Source organism: Streptomyces aureoversilis, from assembly GCF_042657885.1.
Lineage (GTDB): Bacteria > Actinomycetota > Actinomycetes > Streptomycetales > Streptomycetaceae > Streptomyces > Streptomyces aureoversilis.
Genome location: NZ_JBHSKJ010000012.1, coordinates 236,459 through 258,604 on the forward strand (window position 1 = coordinate 236,459; position 22,146 = coordinate 258,604).

A 22,146-nucleotide genomic window follows, 5' to 3' on the forward strand; every position below is an offset into this window, starting at 1 on the left:
CAGATGGAGCGGGAAGGGGCGTGCGCCATGGGGAGCTTCTTGGCCGGAAAGGCGGTCGCCGTCACCGGCGCGGGCCGCGGCATCGGCCGCGCCATCGCCCTCGCCTGCGGGGCCGAGGGGGCGAAGGTCGTGGTCAACGACTACGGCGTCTCCGTCGAAGGGAACGAACCCACGAGCGAGGTCGCCGCCGCAGTGGTCAAGGAGATCGAGGCGGCCGGGGGCGAGGCCGTCGCCGTCGCGGACGACGTATCGGCCATGTCCGGCGGACAGCGGATCGTGGACACCGCCCTCGCCCGCTACGGGCGGCTCGACGGCGTCGTCTGCGCCGCCGGGATCCTGCGCGAGCGGATGCTGTTCAACATGACCGAGGAGGAGTGGGACCCCGTCATCGCCACCCACCTCAAGGGCACCTTCACGGTCTTCCGGGCCGCCTCCGCAGTCATGCGCCGCCAGAAACACGGCACCCTCATCGGCTTCACCAGCGGCAACCATCAGGGCAGCGTCGCGCAGGCCAACTACTCCGCCGCCAAGGGCGGCATCATCTCCCTCGTCCGCAGCGCCGCCCTCGGCCTGCACAAATACGGGATCACGGCCAACTGCGTCGCCCCCGTGGCCCGCACGCGGATGTCCGCCGGCGTGCCGATGGAGCTCGAGGAGATCGGCGACCCCGAGGACGTGGCGGCACTCGTCGTCTACCTGCTCGGCGAACAGGCCCGCGAGCAGGGCGTCACCGGGCAGGTCTACACGGTGGCCGGACCCAGGATCGCCGTGTGGGCTCAGCCCCGCGAACTGCGCTCCGTCTGCGCGGAAGGCCCCTGGACGCCGGAGCGGATCGCCGGCCTTCTACCCCGTACCGTCGGCACCGACCCCATGCCGATGCTCGCCCGCCTGGAGGCGATCGCCGAAGCGGCCGCTGCCAAAGCCCGCCCCAACGCGTGACGGGGAGCCACCCATGGACTTCTCCTTCGGGCCGGAGGACCGGGCCCTCCGGCAGGAGGCGCGCGCCTGGCTCACCGAACACCTCGCCGGGGAGCCGCCTCCCACCGCGGGCCGCGCCTGGGAACGCGAACTGGGCGCCGACGGCTGGATCGGCCTCGGCTGGGACCCCGCAGCCGGCAACTACGGCAACCGCACCGCGCCCCTGACCGGACAGGTCGTCTGGGCCGAGGAGTACTCCCGGGCCGGGGCGCCCGCCCGCCTCGGCCACATGGGCGAGCACCTCCTCGCCCCCACCCTCCTCGCCCACGGCGACCCCGCACAGCGCACCCGCTTCCTCCCCGCCATCGCCCGTGGCGAGGAGATCTGGTGCCAGGGCTACAGCGAACCCGGCGCAGGCTCCGACCTCGCCGCCGTCCGCACCGCCGCCGTCAGGGACGCCGGCGGCCGCACCTACCGCATTACCGGCCAGAAGCTGTGGACCTCCTACGCCCACCGGGCCGACTGGTGCTTCCTGCTCGCCCGCACCACCGTGGGCTCCCACCGGCACCACGGGCTCTCCCTTCTGCTCGTGCCGATGGACCAGCCCGGCCGCATCGAGGTCCGCCCGATCCGGCAGCTGACCGGCGAGGCCGACTTCAACGAGGTGTTCTTCGACGGCGCCGAAGCCCGCGCCGACCACGTGCTCGGCGGGGAGGGCAACGGCTGGCGGGTCGCCATGGACCTCCTCGGCCGGGAGCGCGGGGTGGCCACCCTCGCGCAGCAGATCGGCTTCGCCGCCGAGCTCGCCCGCGTCGTCCGCCTCGCCCGGGAGACGGGAGCCGCAGCGGAACCGGCGGTGCGCGACCGGATCGTACGGCAATGGGCCGACCTGAGGACCATGCGGTGGACGGCCCTGCGGACCCTGGGCGGCACGGGAGTCCCCGGTGCACCCAGCGTCGCCAAGCTGCTCTGGAGCAGCTGGCACCAGCGCCTGGGCGAGCTGGCCATGGACGTGCGGGGCGCGGACGCGGCCCTCGGCCCGCACGACTGGAGCGAAGAGCGGCCCTACGAACTCGACGCGCTGCAGCGGATGTTCCTCTTCTCCAGGGCCGACACGATCTACGGAGGCTCGGCCGAGGTGCAGCGCACCGTCATCGCCGAGCGCGTGCTCGGCCTGCCGAAGGAGCCCCGGCCATGAGGACGTACGGGAACTGGATCGGCGGTAGGTGGCGCACGCCCGAAAAAGGTCACTATTCAGTTGTCAATCCGGCGACCGAGCAGGTCGTCGGGGCGGCGCCGGAGGCGACCCCCGCCGAGGTCGCCGCCGCCGTGACCGCCGCACAGGCCGCGCAGGACGGCTGGTCCCGTACGGATCCGCGCGAGCGCGCGGCCGTACTGGACCGGACAGCGGAACTGATCACCGAACACGGAGCGGAGCTCCTGCCCCTGCTCCAGGCCGAGACGGGCGCGACGGCGCGCGTCACCTCGGCCCTGCAACTGCCCCCGGCGGCGGACCGCTTCCGCCGCTACGCCCGCGGCGCGGTGGAGCCGGCGGTCATCCCGCTGGCGCCGCACCCGGTCCAGGGCAGCCCGCTCGCTCCCGGCGGCCTGGTGGGCGCGGCCGCGGTCCGTCGCCCCGTGGGCGTCGTCGCCTGCATCACCTCCTACAACTTCCCGCTCGTCAACCTCGCGGGCAAGCTCGCGCCTGCCCTGGCCATGGGAAACACGGTCGTCGCCAAGCCGGCGCCGCAGGATCCCCTCTGCTGCCTCCGCCTGGGCCCGATCCTCCGGGAGGCCGGCCTCCCGGACGGTGTCTTCAACATCGTCACCGGCTCGGGACCGGGCGCCGGCCGAGCGCTCGTGTCCCACCCCGGTGTCGACATGATCAGCTTTACCGGCTCCACCACGGTCGGAGGACAGATCGCCGAGGCCGCGGGGAGGTCGATGAAGCGCACCCTGCTCGAGCTGGGCGGTAAAGGCGCGGCCATCGTCCTGGGGGATGCCGACGACGCGGTGCTCACGTCGGCGATCGGGGCGGTCGGTTCGGTCTGGTCCTTCCACAGCGGGCAGATCTGCACGGCGCCGACCCGGGTGCTCGTGCAGCGGGCGCTGTACGAGAAGGTCGTCGCCGGTCTCGAACGTTACGCCCGCGCACTGAAGATCGGGGACCCTGTGGACAACTCCACGGTCGTCGGCCCGTTGATCTCCGCCGCACAGCGCGACCGGGTCGAGGCGTACATCGCCGCGGCCCGCGCGGAAGGCGCCAGGATCGTCGTCGGGGGCGCCCGCCCCGACATCAAGCCGGGTTTCTACGTCGCCCCGACCCTCATCACCGGCGTCTCCCCCGAAAGCCCGGTCGCCCGCGAGGAGTTGTTCGGGCCCGTCGTCGTCGCCCTGCCCTTCGAGGACGACGAGGAAGCCGTCCGCCTCGCCAACAGCACCTCCTACGGCCTCCACGACTACGTCTTCAGCGCCGACTCCGCCCGCGCCTGGGCCCTCGCCGCGCGCCTGCGCAGCGGGAACGTCGGCGTCAACACCCTCCAGCGGCACCCCGAGACACCGTTCGGCGGTTTCAAGGAGAGCGGCGTCGGCAGGGACGGCGGCTCGTTCGGCCTGCACGCGTACAGCGAACTCCAGTCGGTCGTCTGGGCGTCCTGAGCCCGCGCCGCACCCTTCCGAGAGGACCGCAGCCATGCGAGGCGTCATCTTCGACGGAAAGCACCCCCTGGTCGCCGACGATCTGGAAGTCCGCGCACCGGGCCCCGGCGAGGTCCTCGTCGCCGTCGCGGCCGCCGGCCTGTGCCACAGCGACCTCTCCGTGACCGACGGCACCATCCCGTACCCGCTGCCCGTGGTGCTCGGGCACGAGGGCGCGGGTGTGGTCGAGGCCGTAGGGCCCGGCGTCACCCACGTCGCGCCCGGTGATCACGTGGCCCTGTCCACGCTCGCCGCCTGCGGCGCCTGTGGCGAATGCGACCGGGGCCGGCCGACCATGTGCCGCGAGTCGATCGGCAAACCGGCCCGGCCGTTCACCCGCAGGGGTGAGCGACTTTTCCACTTCGCGTCCTGCTCCGTCTTCGCGGAACGCACCGTCGTCAAAGCCGTCCAGGCGGTCAGGATTCCCACCGGCATACCGCTGACCTCGGCGGCACTGATCGGCTGCGGCGTCCTCACCGGCGTCGGCGCCGTCCTCAACCGCGCCCGGGTCGGTCCCGGCGCATCGGTCGTCGTCATCGGCGCCGGCGGGATCGGGCTCAACGTCCTCCAGGGTGCCCGGATCGCCGGAGCCTCGGTCGTCGTGGCCGTCGACGCCGATCCGGGCAAGGAAGCGGCGGCCCGGCAGTTCGGAGCCACCCACTTCGTCGACGCCGCCGCGGTCCCCGACAGCTCGGCCGCTGTCCGCGCGATCCTGCCGACGGGTGCCGACCACGCCTTCGAGTGCGTCGGCGACACCGGACTCGTCCGGCAGGCGATCGACCTGCTCGACCGGCACGGCCAGGCGGTCCTGCTCGGCGTGCCGCCGGCCGGGGCCGAGGCGTCCTTCCGCGTCTCGTCCCTCTACCTCGACAAGGCGATCCTGGGCTGCCGCTACGGATCCTCGCGCCCGCAGCACGACATCGCCCTCTACGCCCGGCTCTACCAGGAGGGGCGCCTCCTCCTGGACGAACTCGTCACCAGGACCTACCCGGTCGAGGACTTCGCGCAGGCCGCGGACGACACCCTGAACGGCCGCGTCTCCCGCGCCGTCCTCACCTTCCGCAGCTGAGCGCGGCCCCCGCCCCGGCCCCGCGCCGGACGCCGCCGCCCCGCCGCACTCAGCGCCGGGCGGCCCGGGTCACCGCACGGAACGTGCGCCGGTAGGCGGTCGGGGAGACGCCGAGCGCCGCCTGCAGGTGCTGCCGCATCGACGCGGCCGTGCCGAACCCGGCGTCCCTCGCGATCTGGTCGACGGAGAGGTCGCTGTCCTCCAGCAGGTGGCGCGCCCGCTCGACGCGCTGCTGCGTCAGCCACTGCCCCGGGCTGATGCCGACCTCTTCACGGAAGCGGCGCGTGAACGTCCGGACGCTCATCGCCTCCTGCTCGGCCATGTCCCGCAGCTGGATGGGCCGGTCCAGCCGTCCCAGAGCCCAGGCGCGGGCCGCAGTGGTCGTCGCGAGCTGGGGTTCGGGAACCGGCCGCTGGATGTACTGCGCCTGGCCGCCGTCGCGGTGCGGTGGGACGACGCTGCGCCGGGCCACCTCGTTCGCCACGGCCGTGCCGTGGTCGCGCCGCACGATGTGCAGGCACAGGTCGATGCCGGAGGCCACGCCTGCCGACGTCAGGACGTCGCCGTCGTCGACGAAGAGCACGTCGGCGTCCACCCGGACGGACGGGAACATCCGCTGGAAGTGCTCCGTGCTGGTCCAGTGCGTGGTGGCGGGCCGGCCGTCGAGGAGGCCTGCGGCCGCGAGGATGTACGAACCGGTGCAGATCGACACCATGCGCGTGCCGGGGCGTATGCGGGCCAAGGCGGCGGCCAGGTCGTCGTCGAGCCGGCCCTCGTCGTACGGCAGCCCGAACTCGTAGGAGGCCGGGACGACAATCGTGTCGGCCTCGGCCAGGGCTTCCGGGCCGAGCTCGACGTTGATCGAGAAATCGGCGTCGGTCTGCACCGGCCCGGCCTCCAGGGCGCAGGTCGTCACCTCGTACAGCGGGTCCCCGGAGGACGTCCTGGCCTTGCCGAAGATCCGGTACGGGATGGACAGTTCGAACGGGATCACGCCGGCCAGGGCGAGCACGGCCACGCGGTGCGGCGGCGCGTCGGGATGCCGGTCGGAGCGGGTGATCCCCGCCGTCTTCTGCGTCATTTCCGGCGCCTCCCGCAAGGCTTCCGTGCTGCTCGGTCCGGCGTGATCGGATCCGGCCGGATCGCGTGGCCCGATCCTAGCGGATGCTGTCCTTTCGGCCACTCGTCCGGCGGGAAGCGCCTCCTGATGCTGATGACGTGACCCACGCAACCGGACTTCCCACCCCACCGGAGAGCCCCTCCGACCGCCCGGAGCCCCCCGTGCGCCCCGAGCCCGCGGTGTCCCCGGGCTCCGCAGCAGGCCCCGGCCGGCGCCGCCCGCGCCTCCACCGCGCGTGGTCCGTGGCCGCCGTCACCTTCGTGACGATCATCGGCGCGGCCGGCTTCGCCTCACTGCCCGGCCTGCTGATCGAGCCGCTCCACGGCGAGTTCGGGTGGTCGCGCGGCACGATCGGCTTCGCCGCTTCCGTCAACCTCGCCCTGTACGGCCTCACGGCTCCGTTCGCCGCCGCACTGATGGACCGGTTCGGCATCCGCAAGGTCGTCGCCTGCGCCCTGACCGTGATCGCCGCCGGTGCCGGGCTGACGGTCTTCATGACCGCCGCGTGGCAGCTCGTGCTGTGCTGGGGCGTGCTCGTCGGCCTCGGCAGCGGCTCGATGGCCCTGGCCTTCGCGGCCACCGTCACCAACCGCTGGTTCACGGCCCGGCGGGGACTGGTCACCGGAATCCTCACCGCCGCCGGAGCGTCCGGGCAGCTGGTCTTCCTCCCGCTGCTCTCCTGGATCGTCGAGCACCACGACTGGCGGCCCGCCGCCGTGACCGTCTCCGTCGCCGCCCTCGTCGTCGTGCCGTTCGTGTGGCTGCTGCTGCGCGACCACCCGGCGGACGTCGGCCTCGCCCCGTACGGCAGCGATGTCCCCGTGCCCAAGCCGGCCCCCGCGCCCGGTGCGGCGCGGCGTGCGGTCAAGGCGCTGCTGGACGCGGCCCGCACGGGGCCGTTCTGGCTGCTCGCGGGGACCTTCGCGATCTGCGGCGCCTCCACGAACGGTCTGGTGAAGACGCACTTCGTGCCCGCCGCGCACGACCACGGCATGCCGATGACGGCCGCCGCGGGCCTGCTCGCCGTGATCGGCGTCTTCGACGTCGTCGGGACCATCGCCTCCGGATGGTTCACCGACCGGTTCGAGGCGCGCAGGCTGCTGGCCGTCTACTACGGGCTGCGGGGTCTGTCCCTGATGTTCCTGCCGATGCTGCTGGCGCCCTCCGTCCGCCCGCCGATGGTCTTCTTCATCGTCTTCTACGGTCTCGACTGGGTCGCCACCGTGCCGCCCACCATCGCCCTGTGCCGCGAGCACTACGGCGAGGACAGCGCGATCGTCTTCGGCTGGGTGCTCGCCTCCCACCAGGTCGGCGCCGCAGTGGTGGCCTTCCTGGGCGGTGTGGCCCGTGACGCCTTCGGGTCGTACGACGTCGTCTGGTACGCCTCGGGTGCGCTGTGCGCCGTGGCGGCCCTCATGGCCCTGGTCATCCGCAGGCGGCCGCATGCGACCGTGCGGGTCGCAGTGGATCCGGCATAAGCTCCTGTATCAGGTCAAGCAGGGGTCAATCGGTCGGCAAAAGCAACCTCTCAGCCCTTGGGGGAATCTCTCCCTGGGGAGAGGGGCAGTGATGACACAGCACACTGAGCCGGACACCGCACCGGACGCGATACCGGACGCCGCACCGGCCGACGCGGAGACGGGGGCCGAGCCCGAGGAGACCCCTCGGGCGCAGAAGCGCGTCATGCACCCGGACGGCTTCGGCGCGGCGTTCTGCACGTCGATGGCCGCGCTGTGCGCAGAGGCCGCCGTCGCCGGGACCATCGGCGTCCTCGTGCTGCTCTCGCGCGAGCACGAAGGCCTGCCGCACGGCCTCCTCGTGATCGCCGGGCTCGTGTTCGCCGTCGCCCTGCTCGGCGTCCTCGTCAGCGGGTTCGTCACGGCCGTCGCCGTGATGCCCGCACTGGCGCTCGCCCGTACGGTCGCCCGCCGCCCGGGCCGCCGCGAGGGCCCGCTGTGGAACGCGGCCGCGGTGCCCTTCGTGTCGGCCGCCGCGGTGGCCGTGTTCGGCGGAGTGTCGGCCCTCGGCAGCCTCTCCCCGGCGGCCCCGCTGAAGTACCTCCTGTGGTGGGCCTGCCTCACGGCCGCCCTGCTGCCCGCCACCCTGATCGCCGGAGCCGCAGGCCGGCGCATCCGGGAAGGCCGGCCTGTGCGCATGGCCCGCAGGGTCGCGCGCGACGGCGTCATCGCATGGCTCGCCGTGGGGGCCGTCGGGGCCGCCGCCTACGGAACCGGAGCGGTCGAGGTCTACCAGCCGCCCAGGCTCGACTCGGCGCAGCTCGCCGGCGTCTGGACCGACGGCCGTGACGGTACGGTCAAGCTGTCCGCCGACGGCACGGCCGTGGCCGACGGCCTCGACAACTACGTGTGGGACGGCACCGGCAAGGACAGGCCGAAGGACTGCGACGGCTCGGGGACGTGGAAGCCGGTCAAGGACAACGGGAAGGTCCGGGGCCTGTCGCTGCGCATCAGCTCGTGCGAGCTCGGTCGCAACTGGAGCGTCAGCGGCACCGGCAAGGAGCCCCGGCTCTTCCACGAAATCGGCAAGCCGGGCTCCGGCAAGCGGTACGTGCTGACAAAGGTCGTCGGGCACAAGAACTGACGAAGATCGTCGGGCACAAGGACCGGCAAAGGCCGTCGGGCACAGGAAGCGACCGCCACGGCGGGGCCCGGCGGTCACGGGTCGAGCGCGGTGAACGTTCCGAACGTGCTCTTGTAGAAGACCAGTGGCCCCTCCTGGGCCGCGGCCGCGGCCTCGTCCGCCCCCAGCGCCTCGACGCGCCCCACGACGATGAGGTGGTCCCCGCCCGTGTGCACGGCGTGCACCGTGCAGTCGGCCCACGCGAGCACGTCCGCGAGCAGGGGCGACCCCGTTGCGGGCGAAGGGCCGTGCCGTACGCCCGTGAACTTGTCCGCAGCCTGCGCGCCGCTCACCGCGAAGGCCCTGCAGAGCGCGCTCTGCCCGGCGCCGAGGACGTTGACGCAGAAGACCCCGGCGCGGGCGATGCGCGGCCACGTGGTGGACGTGCGGCCGACCATGAAGACCACGAGCGGCGGATCGAGGGACAGCGAGGCGAAGGACTGGCACGCGAAGCCCGCGGGCGGTCCGCCGTCGGCGCCGGGGGCGGTGATCACGGTGACGCCGCCGGGGAACCGGCCCAGGACGCGGCGCAGCTCCCGGGGAGCGGGTGGAGGCTGCTCGTCCGCCCGGACGGCGCGCAGCTCCGGCCGGGGCATCGGGTCGGGCGGCGGCGCCGCGGGGGCCGGGGTGCCGGCGGGGCGCAGATAGCGGACGGCGAGGGCGGCCATGCCTGCGTGTCCCATCATGAAGGGCATTGAATCTGATGGCCCGTCAGTTTTGAAGGTTCCCGGGCCCGCTAATGCCCCCGGTAGGCGGGACTGCGGTGTTCGAGGAAGCTCTTGACGCCCTCCCGCGCGTCCTCCGTCGTCATGTTGATCTCCTGGGCGGCGGCCTCCGCGGCGAACGCCGCCGCGCGATCGCTGTCCAGTGAGGCGTTGACCAGCTGCTTCGTGAGAGCGAGGGCCCGCGTCGGCCCCGTGGCCAGCCGCTCCGCCCACGACAGCGCCGTGGCCGTCAGCCCCGCCCCGGCCACGACGCGGTTGACCAGCCCCATCCGCTCCGCCTCGGCGGCGGTGAGCGCGTCGCCGAAGAACATCAGTTCCTTCGCCCGCTGCGGTCCCACCAGCCGCGGCAGCAGATACGCTCCTCCGCCGTCGGGAACGAGGCCACGGCGCACGAATACCTCGACGAAGGTGGCGGATTCGGCCGCGAGGACGAGGTCGCAGGCCAGCGCGAGGTGCGCGCCCAGCCCCGCCGCGGTCCCGTTCACGGCGGCGATCACGGGCTTCTCGCAGTCCAGCACGGCGGCGATCAGCCGCTGCGCGCCCCGGCGGATCGTGCGCGCCACGTCACCGGGCAGCCGGCCCGAGGCGACGGAGGCCGCCGACACGCCCGGAACGGCCGGGTCCATGGCGCTGGACGCGGTGGCGCGCAGGTCGGCGCCGGCGCAGAACGCCGCGCCCGTGGCCGTGATGACGACGGCCCTGACGGCCGGGTCGGCCGACGCCCCGGACAGCTGGGAAATCAGGAGTTCCCGCTGCTCGGGGGCTATGGCGTTCATGACCTCGGGGCGGTTGAGCGTGATCCACGAGACCCCGTTGTCAGTGGTGTGGAGTATCACTGAGTCATCGGGGCCGCCGCGGTCGAGCGGCTTGTCACGGGGGGAGAGGGACATGGGGGTTCTCCTGCTTCCACGCGCTGCCGCGCGCTGTTCAGTGGCAGAAGGCGAGCGCGTCCAGGGCCACGGCGCCCTGACCGCGCTCGAGCACCACCAGGGGGTTGATGTCGAGTTCGGCGAGTGCCCCGCCCAGTTCCAGAGACATGCGCTGGACACGCAGGACGGTCTCCACGAGCGCGTCCACGTCGGCCGGGGGCGCCCCCCGGACGCCGTCCAGCAGGGCGCGTCCGCGCAGCCCTTCGAGCATGGCGCGCGCGTGGTCCTCACCGAAAGGCGGCACGGCCACCGCCGTGTCGTGGAGGACCTCCACCAGCGCCCCGCCCAGGCCGACGGTCACCGTCGGGCCGAAGAGGCTGTCGGGCGAGATGCCGACCACCATCTCGACGCCCCGGCCGACGAGTTGGCAGACGAGGACGCCGTCCAGCGGCAGCCCTTCGTAGCGCGCGATGTCGGTGAGCTCGCGGTAGGCGTCGCGGACCTGGCTGGCCGAGGTCAGGCCGATCTTGACCAGGCCCAGCTCGGTCTTGTGCGCGAGCTGCGGTCCCGAGGCCTTCATCACCACCGGGTAGCCCACGAGCCCGGCCGCCCGCACGGCCGCCGCCGCGCTGGTCACCAGCTGCTCGCGGGGTACGCGTATGCCGTACGCGCGCAGCAGCTGCTTTGCCGCGTGCTCGCTGAGCTGCTCGCCCGGGCGCATGAGTTCCTGCGCCTTGCGCGCCGAGGGGGACGGGGTGCGGGGCGCGGTGTCGAAGGGGGAGCGGTAGGCCGCGGCGAAGCGGTGGTGGCCGAGGTAGGCGCGCACGGCGGTGACGCAGTTGGAGAAGGTGCGGAAGGTGGCCACGCGCGAGGAGCCGAGGAGGGTGGTGCGATAGGCCTCCTCGGTGCCCACGGGGGATCCCCAGACCACGCAGACCAGCTTGTCCGTCTGCTCCGCCGCGTCGGCGAGGTCGCGCACGAGCCGGTCGCTCATGGGCGGGAAGGGCCCCGGGACGGGGCAGATGAGCACGCCGATCGAGGGGTCGTTCAGCAGCGCGTCGATGATCTTGCGTCCGCGCCGGTCGCCGACGGGGTGGCCGCCGCAGTCCACGGGGTTGGCCACGTTCAGGTACTCCGGGATCCACTGGTGGAGCTCGGCCTGCTTGGCGGCGGAGAGGGCGGGGAGCGCCAGGCCCGCGGCCGTGGCCAGGTCGGCGAAGTGGGCGCCGGTGCCGCCGGATATCGAATAGACGGCGACGCCGGGGGCCCGCGGCGGCCGGGCGCGGGCCAGCAGCGCCGCGGTGTCCTGCAGCTCGTCCAGGCTGTCGACGCGGATCACGCCGAACTGCCGCATGGCCGCGTCCACCACGTCGTCCGCGCCGGTCAGCTTGCCGGTGTGGGAGGCGGCGGTGCGGGCGCCGGCCTCCGTCCGGCCGACCTTGACGGCGACGACGGGCACCTTGTGCCGGGCGGCCCGGTCCGCGGCGAGCAGGAAGGCGCGGCCGTCCTTGAGGCCTTCCACATACGCGGCGATGGCCCCGACCTCGGGCCGGGTGGCGAAGTAGGAGATGAAGTCGGCGCACTCCAGGTCTGCCTCGTTGCCCGTGGGCGCCCAGTGCGAGAGCCGGATGCCGAGCTCCTGGAGGGCGAAGACCGGGCGGCCCTGGTGGCCCGACTGGGTGATCAGGGCGATGGCGGGGCCGTCGAGGTCGTCGCGGAAGCGCTCGAAGGCGTTGAGGTTGGTGTTCGGGCCGAGGAGGCGGACCCCCGAGCGCCGGGCGGCATCCGCGAGGGCGGCCTGGGCCGCGGCGCCCGCGGGGCCGGTCTCGGCGAATCCGGCGGCGAAGGCCACGGCGAAGGCGGCTTTCGAGCCGTCCAGCTCCTCCAGGACGGGGAGCGGGTCGCCCACGAGGAGGACGGCGAGGTCGACGCGTTCGGGCAGGTCGCGGACGGAAGGGTGGCAAGGGATGCCGAAGACGGACGTACGGGTGGGGTGTACGGGGTGCAGGCGCGCGCCGACCCGCTCGGACCAGGCGATGAGCTGCCGGGTGATGCCGGTGTTGGGGCGGCCCTCGGCGTCCGAGGCGCCGATGACGGCGACGGTCTCGGGGCGGAAGAGCCGGTCCAGGTCGGGTATGTCCGAGCGCAGTGGCCTGCCGCTGACGTCGGTGTCATCGGTGCCGTCGGCCGTGCCGTGGACGGCGGGGCCCGGACGCTCGCCGCAGGCCACCACGCGGGCCGGACGGGAGGTGGTGGTGAGGGTGCCGTGAGTCGATCCAAGCATCGTGTCTCGTCCACTCCTGCTCAATGGCCGACAAGCTGACGTATAGTCAGGCTACCTAGCTGACGTTCTGTCAGGAATGGCGCTGCGGGCAAACAAACGGAGGGCGGGGACGGGAAAACTCCGGGGGAAACGGGCGCGGAATACAAGGGGGTCGGCGAATTGCACGCGAATCGTCCGCCGGCGTCAGCGGCGCCGCGTTCCGCCGGACCGCCGGTACCGCGGTTCGACGTCCCGGAAGCGGACGCCTTCACCCGGCCCTACTGGGAAGCGGCGGGCCGGGGCCGGCTGCTCATACGCCGCTGCCGCGCGGCCGGCTGCGGGCTGGCCCACCACTACCCCAGGGAGTTCTGTCCGCGCTGCTGGAGCGAGGACGTGGTCTGGGAGGAGGCGAGTGGCCGGGCCGCGCTCTACACCTGGTCGGTCGTCCACGTGAACGACCTCCCGCCCTTCGGCGCGCGGGTGCCCTACACGGCGGCCGTGGTGGACCTCGCCGAAGGGCCGCGGATGATGACCGAAGTCGTCGGGTGCGAGGAGAGCGAGCTGCGGATCGGCATGGCGCTGACGGTCCGGTTCAGGGAACTGGATGGGGCGCGGCCCGCAGGCGAACCTCCCCTGTGCATACCGGTGTTCGGCTCTCTTCCCGGTGCCGGTCCGGAAGCGGTCAGGGCCAGAGGAGCTCGGTCGTCCAGCCTCCTTCCGCAGGGGGACGACGGCGGTAGTTGAGGCGTACGTGCCGGCGCCGGGCGTCACCCTGGAAGAACTCGACTTCCTGCGCCTCCAGGACGTACAGGGTCCAGCTGCCGACGGGGGCGCCGGGCTCGCGGCGGGCCCGCTCCCAGGCCGCGTCGGAGGCGCGCTCCAGCTCCTCGTACGACGCCAGCACCTCGCTCTGCCTGCCCACCAGTGCCGCCGCCAGTGCACCCGTGGAGCGCCGGGCCAGGTCCGCCCGGCTCTCCGCGGCGCCCGCGGCGGTTACCGTCCCCTGGATGCGGACCTGGCGGCCGACCGCCGCCCAGTAGAAGCCCAGGGCCGCCTCCGGCCGTGCGGCCAGCTCCCGGCCCTTGCGGCTCGTGCGGTGGGTGGCGAAGTGCCAGCCGCGCTCGTCCGCGTCGTGGAGCATCAGTGTCCGCACGGAGGGCCGGCCGGTCGCGTCGGCGGTGGCGAGCGTCATCGTGTGCGGCTCCGGCGTCCCGGCACCGGCGGCCTCGATCAGCCACTGCTGGAAGAGGGGCAAGGGGTCGGCGGGGGCGGAGGCCGGGTCGAAGCGCGGCAGCTCGGTGTCCCACACGGGCAGGGAACGGAGGAACTCGTGGAATTGCTGCCGGCGGGTGCCGTCCGGGTCGTAGCTCATGGGTCCATCCAACACCGGCGCGCCCCGCACGGCGCCGTTGCCTGCGGCCCCGTCTCGTACGGCCCTGCTCCTTGCTGTCCCGTCTCGTGCGCCCCGCCTCGTATGGCCCGCCTCGTGCGGCCGGCCTCGTACGGCTCGGTCCTGTGCAGTCCGGTCAGTCGCGGGCCAGGATCACGGTCCCCGCCGAGCAGAACCAGCCGCCCGTGCCCGACGCGACGGCGATCCGCGGGAGCTCCCCGTCCGGCCTGCGCACCTGGCGCCCCTCCTCGGCCTCGCCGCGCAGCTGCCGCACGGCCTCGACCAGGAGGAACAGGCCCCGCATCCCGGGGTGGCAGGCGGAGAGGCCGCCGCCGTCCGTATTGACCGGCAGCGCGCCGCCCACCGTCAGCCTGCCCTGCTCGGCGAAGGCGCCGCCCTCGCCCTTGGCGCAGAAGCCGAGGTCCTCCAGCGTCACGAGCGTCATATAGGTGAAGGCGTCGTACAGCTCGGCCACGTCCACCTCCGCGGGGGTGACGCCCGCGCGCTCGAAGGCCAGCCGCCCGGAGCGCGCGGCGGGAGAGACGGTGAAGTCCTCCCACTCCGACATCGCCGTGTGGGACACCGCCGTGCCGGCTCCCAGCACCCACACGGGCGGCCGGGCGGCGTCCGCGGCGTACTCCTCGGCCGCAAGCAGCACGGCGCAGCCGCCGTCCGACCGGATGCAGCACTGGAGCTTGGTGAACGGGTCGGCGATCACGGGGCCGCCGAGGACGTCGTCCACGGTGATCGGTTCGCGGTACATGGCGTGGGGGTTGTGGCGGGCGTTGGCGCGCGCCTGGACGGCGATGCCGGCGAGCTGTTCCGGCGTGGTGCCGTACTCGTGCATGTGACGGCGTGCGGCCATGGCGTACTTGGCGACGAGCGTGTGCCCGTAGGGGGCTTCGAACTGCAGCGGGCCCCGGGTGCCGTAGGAGAGGCCGGCGGTCCGGCGGCCCGCCTTGAGGTCGGCGCGGGCGGTGGAGCCGTAGACGAGGAGGACGGCGTTCGCGTGTCCCGCGGCGATGGCGTCGGCCGCGTGGGCCGCCATGACCTCCCAGGTGGCGCCGCCGACCGAGGTCGAGTCCACCCAGGCGGGGCGCAGGCCCAGGTGGTCGGCGATCTCCATGGGGGCCAGGGTGCCCAGGCCGGCGGAGGCGAGTCCGTCGACGGCGGAGCGGCCGAGCCCGGAGTCGGCCAGGGCGCGCCGGGCAGCTTGCGCGTGGAGGTCGTAGGGGGTGGCGGAGTCGACCCGCCCGCAGTCCGAGAGGGAGATGCCGAGAACGGCGACCTTGCGTGCGCGGCGGACGGAGGCCATGAACTGACGCTACATCAGATAGGGGGTGGGAAAGTCGGGTTGCCGGATTTAGGATGACGGCCCGTCAGATCCGGGAGGGCGTGTCCCATGGATGCCGCATTCACCGAGGAGCAGGGCGAGATCCGGCGCACCCTGCGCGAACTCCTGCTCAAGCGCTGCGGGCCGGACGGCGTCCGGGCCGCGGTCCGCACCCGGGCCGGTTACGACGAGGCGTTGTGGCGGCAGCTGGCCGAGCAGCTCGGGCTGCCCGGGCTCGCCGTCGGGCGACGCCACGGAGGTGTGGGATGCGGCCCCACGGAGCTCGCCCTGGCCTGCGAGGAGACGGGCCGCGTGCTGCTGCCCTCCCCGCTGCTGGCCACGGCGGGCCTCGTGGCCCCCTTGGTCGCCGGGCTGGGCACGCGCACGCAGCGGACGGAGCTGCTGCCGCGCATCGCCTCCGGCGAGCTGACGGGCGCGCTCGCACTGCCCCGCACCCCGCTGCCCGCGGCGCTCGGCCTGACCGGGCCGGGCGACGGCGACTGGGCCGGGGGCGGCAGGGCGGGCGGCGTGCAGGCGCGGCCGGCCGGGGACGGGCGGGGCTGGCTTCTGTACGGTGACGCGGCGCAGGTCCTCGACGGGCACAGCGCCGGAGTGCTGCTGGTCGCCGCCCGCACGGGTGGGTACGTCCGCGGTCGCACGCTGCTGTTCGTCCTGCGGCCGGAGGTGGTCCGCGGGGTGCGCCGCACGCGGCTGACCGCGCTGGACGAGACGCGTCCGCAGGCCCGGATCGAGCTGCGGGACGCGGAGGCCGATCTCCTCGGCCGCGCGGACGACGAGGTCCCGGCCGCGCTGGCCCGGCTGGGCGGGAGCGCTGCGGCGATGCTGGCCGCGGAGGCCGTCGGCGCGGCGGACCGGGCGCTGGAGCTGACGGTCGAACACGTGCGGACGCGTGTGCAGTTCGGGCGGCCCATCGGTTCCTTCCAGGCTGTCAAACATCGCCTGGCCGATCTCTACGTGTCCGTGCAGGCGGCGCGCTCGGCGGCTTACTACGCGGCGTGGGCGGCGGGGGCGGGTGCCGGGCCGTCCGCAGAGGGCGACGGCTCCGCTGCGGGCGCAGGGACAGGCGCAGGGACAGGCGCAAGGACGGAAGAAGGCGTACGGAAGGCAGAGGGCGTGCGTGCGGCAGAAGATGCAGAGACGGCAGAGGACGTACGGGCGGCCGGAGACGCCGGCGTCGCCCTCGCGCAGGCCCTGGAGACGCTGCGGGCGGTGACCGCGGAGGCCGTCCAGCTCCACGGCGGCATCGGGGTGACGTGGGAGCACGACGTGCAGCTGTACTTCAAACGGGCTGCTTCGGACGCCCTGCTCTTCGGACCTCCGGAGCGGCTGCGCGCCCGGGCGGCGGAGCTCTCCGGGCTGTTTGCCGGGTGCCCGGAGCGGGAAGCGGTGGCTCCGTGAACGGCACTGCGGCACAGCGCAGGCAGCGTAGGCAGCGAGGGCACCGCAAGGAGCGTCTGGAGCGCGTGGTGCAGAGGCTCTCCTCGACCCGTACGTTCGCGCGGATCGCGCCGCACTGCGTGCCGGCCCTGGACCGTGCGGTGCACCGTCTGACGGGTGGCAGGACGCTGCTCAGCGCCCGCCTGCTGCCCGGCCTGGTGCTCACGTCGACCGGCGCGCGGACGGGACAGGCGCGGCGTACGCCGCTGGCCTGCATGACGGAGGGGCCGAAGGGGAAGCCGCCGACCGGGTGGGTGCTGGTGGGGAGCAACTTCGGGCGCCCCGGTCACCCTGCCTGGACCGCGAATCTGCTGGCGCACGCGGAGGCGGAGATCAGCTGGAGGGGGCGGGACGTGCCGGTGCGGGCCCGGCTGCTGCGGGGTGCGGAGCGGAAGGCCGCGTGGGAGGCGGTGGTGGCGTTCTGGCCGCCGTACGCGCGGTACCAGGCGCGCGTGGACCGGGAGATCCGGCTGTTCCGGCTGGAGCCGCGTCCGGACGGCCGGGAGTGAGGGAAAGAGCCGAGGGAGAGGGGCTGAGGGGAAATCACTGCGGCGGGCCCCCTCCGGGCCCGGCCGGAGGGGGCCCGCCGCTGCGATGACAGGACGTGCAGACGTGCGAGGTGCCGGAAGCGCTACCTCGTCGGCTTCTTGCCCGTGATGCCCAGGTGCACGAGGAGGGCGAGGTTGGGCTTGAGCTCGGCCTGCTTGACGCCCCAGCTCTGGAAGCCCTTCTGGTGCGAGGCCACCGCGGCGAGCATGGCGACGAGCGACCCGGCGACGGCCGCGGGGTTCACGTCCTTGTCCACCTTGCCCTTGGACTGGAGCTCCTTGACGGAGTCGGTGAGGGAGTTGGTGACGGCGTTGAGGATCTTCATGCGGATCTTGTAGAACCGCTTGTCGCCCTCGGCCGCCCCGAGGTCGACCACCCGCAGGATGGCGTCGTGCTTGCGCCAGAACCCGAGGAAGCCGTCGACGAGCTCTTCGGCGGCCTGCCAGCCGGACTTGCCGACCCAGGAGCGGCCGGCGACCAGCTCGGTCAGGCTCGCGCCCTCCTTGGCCATCTCCTCGGCGATCTCGAGGACCGCGCCCTCGACGTCCGGGAAGTACTGGTAGAAGGTCGCGGGCGAGGTGCCGGCCTTGCGGGCGACGTCGATGACCTTGACGTCTCGGTAGGGAGAGGAGCTGAGCATTTCGCTGAGGCAGTCGAGCAGCTTCTGCCGCGTCGCCTGGCCGCGTCGCCCGGCCACGCGGCCGTCGACGGTGCGTACTTGTCCTGTCATGCCGTCAGCTTACCGAGGGGTGATCGGAGCGCGATTCGGCCGCATGCAAATGGGGGCAGGGGTGTGGAGTGGGGTGTAAGGCCAGCTCAGAGGGGTTGTGGGGGACCGCGGGAAGATCGCACGGGATTGGCCCGTACCGGTGAATCCTCTTATCAACAGGCTGTGGACAACGTCCTTCGGAGACCCTTCGCACGGTTGTCCACAGGTCCCGCGGAAGACCGCGGTCCCCCGCTAACGTGGCAGTCGTGACAACACCCCGCGGGCCATGGCGGAAGCTCCCGGGGGCGGCGGCGGATCGCGGACGGGAAGCGGGGGTAGGAGGCGCGGGGCGAGGCGTTCCGCATGTGGTGGAGAGAGGGTGAAGCGCGACCCGGGTTCGCCACCGCGTCGTTCGCCAGGAAGAATCAGCATGCGTACCCCGGGATAATTCGCGGTGAGACGCTGCACGGGGCTGAAACCCTTCAAGCCCCGACGGGGAGGTGGCAGGTCAGTGGTGGAGCAGCTTACGCAGCACGACCCGAGACGGATCGGCCCGTTCGAGGTGCTCGGCCGACTCGGTGCCGGTGGCATGGGGCTGGTCTATCTCGCCCGCTCGGCGTCCGGCCGGCGGGTGGCGATCAAGACGGTGCGCACGGAGCTCGCCGAGGACCAGCTCTTCCGGGTCCGCTTCACGCGCGAGGTCGAGGCGGCCCGCGCGGTCAGCGGCTTCTACACCGCCGCCGTCGTCGACGCCGACCCGCGCGCCGCCGTGCCCTGGCTCGCCACCGCGTACGTGCCCGCGCCCTCCCTCGAGGAGATCGTCAACGAGTGCGGGCCCCTGCCCGCCCAGGCCGTGCGCTGGCTCGCGGCCGGCATCGCCGAGGCCCTGCAGTCCATCCACGGCGCGGGCCTCGTCCACCGCGACCTGAAGCCCTCCAACGTCCTCGTCGTGGAGGACGGCCCGCGCGTCATCGACTTCGGCATCGCCTCCGGCGTCTCCAACACCCGGCTGACGATGACCAACGTCGCCGTCGGCACCCCCGCCTACATGTCCCCCGAGCAGGCGCGCGACTCCCGCAGCGTCACCGGCTCCAGCGACATCTTCTCCCTCGGCTCCACCCTCGTCTTCGCCGCCACCGGCCACGCCCCCTTCCACGGCGCCAATCCGGTGGAGACGGTCTTCATGCTGCTCCGCGAGGGCCCCGACCTGAGCGGCCTGCCCGACGAGCTGCGGCCCCTGATCGACTCCTGCATGCAGATGGCCGCCGAGCACCGGCCCAGCCCGGCCGACCTGCAGTCCGAGCTGGCCCCGCACCTCTTCGCCTCCGGCGGGGGCGACGACAGCGGCACGGCCTCGGCCTGGCTGCCGGACAACGCCGTCTCGCTCATCGAGCAGCGGCGCGCGGGCCAGCGGCCGGCGGCCGCCGGCGCCGGCAGCCGCGGGCGCGCCCGGGCGGCCGTCCCGCAGCGCCCCGCGCAGCCGCCCACCCCCGCGCCCTCCTACGACCAGTCGCCGGCCCCCGCCGCCCACAGCGGCCCCGCCTGGGGGGACGGGCGCGGTGCGGCCGGCACCGGCCGTTCCCCGGCACCCGTCGGGCACGACCCGCGCGGCGGCCTGAGCACGCCCCACGACTCCCGCGCAGGCGCCGGCACCGCCCCGCTCGCCGCCCCCGGCCGCTACCCCGCGGCGCCCGCGCACGACGGAGCGGTACGGCTGGCGGGGGCGCAGGTCCCCATCGGCCCCGGCCCGCGCGTCGCCGACGGCCGCGACACCCGCTCCCCGTCGGGCACCGGGCCCGCCACGGGCTGGGTGCGTCCGCCCGCGGGCGTGGCCGGCGGCGGGCCCGCCCCCACGTCCGTCCCCGCCCAGACGACCGGCGCCGCGGCCGACGGCACCACCAATGCGCCCGGCGACCAGGGGCGTTGGCGGCCCTGGCGGTTCCGCATGTCCAACGACGTCTGGGGCACGCCCACGGTGGCCGGCGAGCTGCTGTACGTCACCTCGTTCGAGGTGCACGCCCTCGATGTGGCCACCGGACGGCGCCAGTTCAAGACCCGGGACGTGGCCTGGGCCATGGCCGTCACCGACGGCCGCATCCACGCCTCCGACGGGCCCACCCTCTACGCCCTCGACGCCTCCGACGGCTCCGAGCGCTGGCGGCTCGCCACCGACGGCTGGGTCTACTCCCTGCGGGCCGACCGCGGCACGGTCGTCACGGGCACCCGCGGCGGCGGCGTCCAGGCCTGGGAAGCCGCCAACGGCGAGCTCCTGTGGGAGATGGGCGGCGCCCAGACCGACTTCGAGACGCCCGACTGCGGCCCCCTCGTCCACGACGGCACCGTCTACGTGTGGGCCGACGCCCGGCTGCGCGCCCTCGAAGCCCGCACCGGCGCCGAGCGCTGGTCGTACCCCGTGGGCGACACCGCCTCCTGCGGCGGCGTGCCCGTCCGGCTCCTGACGGGCCCCGACGGCGTGGTGTACGTCGCCGCCGGTACGCGCGTGCTCGCCATCGACGTGGCGCGCGGCGACGTGCGCTGGCGCTTCGAGGCGCCCGCCGTCTTCCTGAGCCCGCCGGCCTTCGCCCCCGGCCCCGCGGTCACCGGAGGCGGCGTCTACATCGCCGACTACCTGGGCACCGTCTACGCCCTGGACGCGGCCACCGGCCGTGACCGCTGGCGCATCGCCACGGAGGCCCGGCAGTCCACGGAGCCGGTGCTGGTGTCGGCCGGTTCCATCCACCTGGGCAGCGGAGGGGCGCTCTACACCCTGGACGCGGTCACCGGCACGCCCAAGTGGCGGTTCGCCGCGGGCGGCGATGTGGTGGGCGCCCCCGTCGTCGCCGACGGCCGCATCCACTTCGGCTCCGCCGACCACTGTCTGTACACGGTGGACGCGGCGGGCGGGCAGCTGCGCTGGAAGCTCGCCACGGGCGGCGAGATCACGGGCTCGCCGGTGGTGGCGGGCGGCGTGGTGTACGCGTGCAGCAAGGACCGCTGCGTGTACGCGCTGGACGCGGCGAAGGGGACGGGCATGTCCTCCCGGCGGTGAGGGCCTCCCCTTGGTGTGGCGGATTCCCGCGCCTCGTGGGGTGGTGATTCCCGCGCCGCCGGTTCAGCGCAGGCGGTGCCCCCGCTCGCGTGAGGCGAAGAGCTGCGCCTGCTGCTCCGGCGGCAGGCTGCCGAGGGAGATCAGGTGCGGGGCCAGCGAGAGCGCGCGCTCCAGCGCGGCCTCCTTCGCCGCCCACAAGGCCCGCACCGTGCCCTGTACCGCTTCCGGCGGGCAGGCGGCGATGACGGCGGCGGCGCGCAGGGCGGCGTCGACGGCCCCGCCGGGGGCGGTCAGCTCGGAGACCAGGCCGATCTCGTACGCCCGCCGCGCGGAGAGCCGCTCGGCGGTGCCCATCAGGGCCAGTCGGGCGGCCTCGCCGAACGGCATGCGCTGCGTCATGTGGATCGCCTCGTAGGCGCTGACCATGCCGTAGGTCGTGTGCGGGTCGAAGAACGTGGCGTTCTCGGCGGCCACGACGAACTCCGCCTCGCCGAGCAGGTAGAACGCCCCGCCGCACGCCATCCCGCCGACCGCCGCCACGACCGGCTTCCACAGGTCGCACGACTTGGGGCCGACGGTGCGCAGGGGGTCGTCCAGGGAGTAGGGCGAGCCCGGCTGGGGGACGGTGGCGGAGCGGTCGATGCCGGTGCAGAAGGCCCGGTCCCCGGCACCGGTCAGTACGACGGCCCGGACGTCGGCGTCGAAGCGGAACCGGCGCCAGACGGCGGCGAGTTCGGCGGCGGTCGCAAGGTCGATGGCGTTGTGGCGTGCGGGCCGGTCGAGGGTGACGAGGGCTACGCCGTCCGCGCGTACCTCCGTGCGGACGTCGGCGCGGGCCTCCGCAGGCGTCCCTGCACCGGCCGGCGCGTCGCCGCTCGCGCCGTCGCCGCTCATGACTCCTCCAGCAGCCACCGCGGCACGACCATGCCGCCGGCGAGCCGTGCGAAGGTCACGCGCACGGGCGCGCCGATGCACAGGAGGGCGGGGTCGACGGAGTCGATGTCCGCATCGGGTGCCGCCACGAGGTTGCCGGGGATGCGGAGGTGCGGGGCGTCGGCCAGTTCCACGACCACGACGTTGTACGGGGCCCGTGCCGCGTAGGCGGGCAGGAGCGGCGGGTGGGGCAGGACGTACGACCAGATGCTGCCGCGGCCGGTCATGCGTCGCCATGAGCTGTCGAAGGACGCGCAGTGCGGGCAGCACGGACGCGGCGGGAACCGCAGCTCACCGCAGCGGGCGCAGGCCTGCATGCGCAGCTCGCCGCGGGCCGCGAACTCCCAGAAGGGCGCGCCGTCGTCGTCGGGCTCGGGCGCCAGCAGGCCGTTGTCAGTGGTGCCCCTCATCATGGAGGACATGA

19 protein-coding genes are annotated in these 22,146 nt (G+C 73.9%); 10 read left to right on the forward strand and 9 right to left on the reverse strand.

Annotated elements, in window-relative coordinates; all coding sequences use genetic code 11:
- Positions 1-27: 27 nt before the first annotated feature.
- From ACFPP6_RS22245 to ACFPP6_RS22260, 4 genes are read left to right on the forward strand one after another with little or no spacing between them, the layout of a single operon-like run.
- A complete protein-coding gene (locus tag ACFPP6_RS22245) occupies positions 28-939 on the forward strand; it encodes an SDR family NAD(P)-dependent oxidoreductase (RefSeq protein WP_382045083.1) in 912 nt (303 codons plus the stop codon).
- A gap of 13 nt (positions 940-952) precedes the next feature.
- Entirely contained in the window at positions 953-2,116 is a 1,164-nt protein-coding gene (locus ACFPP6_RS22250; protein WP_382045086.1) for an acyl-CoA dehydrogenase family protein, read from the forward strand.
- The gene (locus ACFPP6_RS22255; protein ID WP_382045089.1) at positions 2,113-3,576 is read left to right on the forward strand and encodes an aldehyde dehydrogenase family protein; all 1,464 of its coding nucleotides are present in this window, start codon (positions 2,113-2,115) and stop codon (positions 3,574-3,576) included. The genes ACFPP6_RS22250 and ACFPP6_RS22255 overlap by 4 nt, the downstream gene beginning before the upstream one ends.
- A 34-nt stretch (positions 3,577-3,610) precedes the next feature.
- The gene (locus tag ACFPP6_RS22260) at positions 3,611-4,684 is read left to right on the forward strand and encodes a Zn-dependent alcohol dehydrogenase (protein ID WP_382045091.1); all 1,074 of its coding nucleotides are present in this window, start codon (positions 3,611-3,613) and stop codon (positions 4,682-4,684) included.
- 49 nt (positions 4,685-4,733) lie between these two features.
- On the opposite strand, the gene ACFPP6_RS22265 is transcribed toward ACFPP6_RS22260, so the two are convergent.
- Complete coding sequence (locus ACFPP6_RS22265; protein WP_382045094.1) at positions 4,734-5,765, reverse strand: GlxA family transcriptional regulator; 1,032 nt, start codon at positions 5,763-5,765, stop codon at positions 4,734-4,736.
- Positions 5,766-5,848: 83 nt separating this feature from the next.
- On the opposite strand from ACFPP6_RS22265, the gene ACFPP6_RS22270 reads away from it, so the two are divergent.
- Together ACFPP6_RS22270 and ACFPP6_RS22275 are read left to right on the forward strand one after the other, a co-directional pair.
- Entirely contained in the window at positions 5,849-7,282 is a 1,434-nt protein-coding gene (locus tag ACFPP6_RS22270; protein WP_382045097.1) for an MFS transporter, read from the forward strand.
- A 91-nt stretch (positions 7,283-7,373) separates the two neighbouring features.
- Complete coding sequence (locus ACFPP6_RS22275) at positions 7,374-8,405, forward strand: DUF4395 domain-containing protein (RefSeq protein ID WP_382045100.1); 1,032 nt, start codon at positions 7,374-7,376, stop codon at positions 8,403-8,405.
- Between the two features lie 74 nt (positions 8,406-8,479).
- Here the strand turns inward: ACFPP6_RS22275 and ACFPP6_RS22280 are convergent, their stop codons facing one another.
- The 3 genes from ACFPP6_RS22280 to ACFPP6_RS22290 are packed head-to-tail and all read right to left on the reverse strand — an operon-like array spanning position 8,480 to position 12,322.
- On the reverse strand, positions 8,480-9,130 hold the full coding sequence (locus tag ACFPP6_RS22280) for a flavin reductase family protein (protein WP_382045103.1): 651 nt from the start codon (positions 9,128-9,130) through the stop codon (positions 8,480-8,482).
- Between the two features lie 50 nt (positions 9,131-9,180).
- The gene (locus ACFPP6_RS22285) at positions 9,181-10,059 is read right to left on the reverse strand and encodes an enoyl-CoA hydratase/isomerase family protein (protein ID WP_382045105.1); all 879 of its coding nucleotides are present in this window, start codon (positions 10,057-10,059) and stop codon (positions 9,181-9,183) included.
- Between the two features lie 37 nt (positions 10,060-10,096).
- Entirely contained in the window at positions 10,097-12,322 is a 2,226-nt protein-coding gene (locus tag ACFPP6_RS22290; RefSeq protein WP_382045108.1) for an acetate--CoA ligase family protein, read from the reverse strand.
- Positions 12,323-12,481: 159 nt separating this feature from the next.
- On the opposite strand from ACFPP6_RS22290, the gene ACFPP6_RS22295 reads away from it, so the two are divergent.
- Entirely contained in the window at positions 12,482-13,045 is a 564-nt protein-coding gene (locus ACFPP6_RS22295; protein WP_382045111.1) for a Zn-ribbon domain-containing OB-fold protein, read from the forward strand.
- On the opposite strand, the gene ACFPP6_RS22300 is transcribed toward ACFPP6_RS22295, so the two are convergent.
- Together ACFPP6_RS22300 and ACFPP6_RS22305 are read right to left on the reverse strand one after the other, a co-directional pair.
- On the reverse strand, positions 12,984-13,673 hold the full coding sequence (locus tag ACFPP6_RS22300; RefSeq protein WP_382045114.1) for a pyridoxine/pyridoxamine 5'-phosphate oxidase: 690 nt from the start codon (positions 13,671-13,673) through the stop codon (positions 12,984-12,986). The two genes, ACFPP6_RS22295 and ACFPP6_RS22300, sit on opposite strands and share 62 nt — an antisense overlap.
- Before the next feature lie 154 nt (positions 13,674-13,827).
- Positions 13,828-15,006 (reverse strand): thiolase C-terminal domain-containing protein, encoded by a 1,179-nt coding sequence (locus tag ACFPP6_RS22305; protein WP_382045117.1) that lies wholly within the window; start codon positions 15,004-15,006, stop codon positions 13,828-13,830.
- An 87-nt stretch (positions 15,007-15,093) separates the two neighbouring features.
- On the opposite strand from ACFPP6_RS22305, the gene ACFPP6_RS22310 reads away from it, so the two are divergent.
- On the forward strand, positions 15,094-16,443 hold the full coding sequence (locus ACFPP6_RS22310; protein WP_382045120.1) for an acyl-CoA dehydrogenase family protein: 1,350 nt from the start codon (positions 15,094-15,096) through the stop codon (positions 16,441-16,443).
- A 56-nt stretch (positions 16,444-16,499) separates the two neighbouring features.
- Positions 16,500-16,991 carry a nitroreductase family deazaflavin-dependent oxidoreductase gene (locus ACFPP6_RS22315; RefSeq protein WP_382045167.1) on the forward strand — a complete coding sequence of 164 codons (492 nt, stop codon included), beginning with the start codon at positions 16,500-16,502 and terminating at the stop codon, positions 16,989-16,991.
- 122 nt (positions 16,992-17,113) lie between these two features.
- Here the strand turns inward: ACFPP6_RS22315 and ACFPP6_RS22320 are convergent, their stop codons facing one another.
- On the reverse strand, positions 17,114-17,761 hold the full coding sequence (locus ACFPP6_RS22320) for a TetR family transcriptional regulator (protein WP_168091090.1): 648 nt from the start codon (positions 17,759-17,761) through the stop codon (positions 17,114-17,116).
- A gap of 490 nt (positions 17,762-18,251) precedes the next feature.
- Here ACFPP6_RS22320 and afsK point away from each other — a divergent pair, with 490 nt between their 5' ends.
- Positions 18,252-20,789, forward strand: a complete 2,538-nt coding sequence (afsK, locus tag ACFPP6_RS22325; RefSeq protein ID WP_382045123.1) for a protein serine/threonine kinase AfsK — start codon at positions 18,252-18,254, stop codon at positions 20,787-20,789.
- Between the two features lie 63 nt (positions 20,790-20,852).
- Here afsK and ACFPP6_RS22330 read toward each other — a convergent pair whose 3' ends face one another.
- Both ACFPP6_RS22330 and ACFPP6_RS22335 read right to left on the reverse strand, forming a co-directional pair.
- Positions 20,853-21,683, reverse strand: a complete 831-nt coding sequence (locus tag ACFPP6_RS22330; protein WP_382045126.1) for an enoyl-CoA hydratase/isomerase family protein — start codon at positions 21,681-21,683, stop codon at positions 20,853-20,855.
- Positions 21,680-22,144 carry a Zn-ribbon domain-containing OB-fold protein gene (locus tag ACFPP6_RS22335; RefSeq protein ID WP_382045129.1) on the reverse strand — a complete coding sequence of 155 codons (465 nt, stop codon included), beginning with the start codon at positions 22,142-22,144 and terminating at the stop codon, positions 21,680-21,682. The genes ACFPP6_RS22330 and ACFPP6_RS22335 overlap by 4 nt, the downstream gene beginning before the upstream one ends.
- Between the last annotated feature and the right edge of the window lie 2 nt (positions 22,145-22,146).

What these genes read in the sequence shown, in the direction of transcription:
- ACFPP6_RS22245 (WP_382045083.1), top strand. Translation starts at nt 28, where the DNA reads ATGGGGAGCTTCTTGGCCGGAAAGGCGGTCGCCGTCACCGGCGCGGGC.
- ACFPP6_RS22250 (WP_382045086.1), top strand. Translation starts at nt 953, where the DNA reads ATGGACTTCTCCTTCGGGCCGGAGGACCGGGCCCTCCGGCAGGAGGCG.
- ACFPP6_RS22255 (WP_382045089.1), top strand. Translation starts at nt 2,113, where the DNA reads ATGAGGACGTACGGGAACTGGATCGGCGGTAGGTGGCGCACGCCCGAA.
- ACFPP6_RS22260 (WP_382045091.1), top strand. Translation starts at nt 3,611, where the DNA reads ATGCGAGGCGTCATCTTCGACGGAAAGCACCCCCTGGTCGCCGACGAT.
- ACFPP6_RS22265 (WP_382045094.1), bottom strand. Translation starts at nt 5,765, where the DNA reads ATGACGCAGAAGACGGCGGGGATCACCCGCTCCGACCGGCATCCCGAC.
- ACFPP6_RS22270 (WP_382045097.1), top strand. Translation starts at nt 5,849, where the DNA reads ATGCTGTCCTTTCGGCCACTCGTCCGGCGGGAAGCGCCTCCTGATGCT.
- ACFPP6_RS22275 (WP_382045100.1), top strand. Translation starts at nt 7,374, where the DNA reads ATGACACAGCACACTGAGCCGGACACCGCACCGGACGCGATACCGGAC.
- ACFPP6_RS22280 (WP_382045103.1), bottom strand. Translation starts at nt 9,130, where the DNA reads ATGATGGGACACGCAGGCATGGCCGCCCTCGCCGTCCGCTATCTGCGC.
- ACFPP6_RS22285 (WP_382045105.1), bottom strand. Translation starts at nt 10,059, where the DNA reads ATGTCCCTCTCCCCCCGTGACAAGCCGCTCGACCGCGGCGGCCCCGAT.
- ACFPP6_RS22290 (WP_382045108.1), bottom strand. Translation starts at nt 12,322, where the DNA reads ATGCTTGGATCGACTCACGGCACCCTCACCACCACCTCCCGTCCGGCC.
- ACFPP6_RS22300 (WP_382045114.1), bottom strand. Translation starts at nt 13,673, where the DNA reads ATGAGCTACGACCCGGACGGCACCCGCCGGCAGCAATTCCACGAGTTC.
- ACFPP6_RS22305 (WP_382045117.1), bottom strand. Translation starts at nt 15,006, where the DNA reads ATGGCCTCCGTCCGCCGCGCACGCAAGGTCGCCGTTCTCGGCATCTCC.
- ACFPP6_RS22310 (WP_382045120.1), top strand. Translation starts at nt 15,094, where the DNA reads ATGGATGCCGCATTCACCGAGGAGCAGGGCGAGATCCGGCGCACCCTG.
- ACFPP6_RS22320 (WP_168091090.1), bottom strand. Translation starts at nt 17,761, where the DNA reads ATGACAGGACAAGTACGCACCGTCGACGGCCGCGTGGCCGGGCGACGC.
- ACFPP6_RS22330 (WP_382045126.1), bottom strand. Translation starts at nt 21,683, where the DNA reads ATGAGCGGCGACGGCGCGAGCGGCGACGCGCCGGCCGGTGCAGGGACG.
- ACFPP6_RS22335 (WP_382045129.1), bottom strand. Translation starts at nt 22,144, where the DNA reads ATGTCCTCCATGATGAGGGGCACCACTGACAACGGCCTGCTGGCGCCC.